Genomic DNA, 563 nt, shown 5'->3' with positions numbered 1-563 from the left:
CGCTTAGCCAGCCCAAATGAATGGCAGAATTATAATAAATTTACCAGCAAAGTCACTATGAGTGGTGGCTTAGAACTGTTGGGTAATTCGTCGTTTAATCTCACCCACAATAATAAAGTTGTGACAAGTCTAAGTGCAAGTGGAAGCATGCTTAAAGGTCCAGCAACTGTTGATGGTAAGGCACTTTACACAAAAGATGAGGCTACCACTGTTCTTCAAAAAATACGCAATGAGATTGCAAAACTGAAAGAAGTTACCGCGCTTAATCCCCTTGAAATCCTCATGACAGAAAGTGGTACCATTCCATTTCCTGATAGTGTTAATAGCTACACCGATATTGAAATATGGGCGTGGGGTGGCGGTGGAGGCGGCAGTAATATAAAAGGCGGTGGTGGAGGTGGCGGCGGTTGCGTACGTATTAAAATCAAAGGATACCAGCTGGGAAACTCAAAAAATGCTCAAATTGGACGTGGTGGGAAAGGCGGTAATAACGAGAGGGGAGGCATAGGTGGTCAAACAATAATTCAGGGACTTCTTACCGCAGGCGGTGGCGGAGGTGGTGG

Annotated in this window: 1 protein-coding gene; it reads left to right on the top strand. The window is 45.1% G+C overall.

Features of this window, described 5'->3' with window-relative positions:
• Positions 1-563 (top strand): glycine-rich domain-containing protein (locus ACFIJJ_RS10105; RefSeq protein ID WP_375646859.1); only part of this gene is annotated, 563 nt, incomplete at both ends.

Source organism: Bartonella sp. TT29SHDZB (genome assembly GCF_042193395.1).
Classification (GTDB): Bacteria; Pseudomonadota; Alphaproteobacteria; order Rhizobiales; family Rhizobiaceae; genus Bartonella.
Note: the sequence above shows the minus strand (reverse complement) of the source record. Positions and strands in the feature narration are given on the sequence as shown.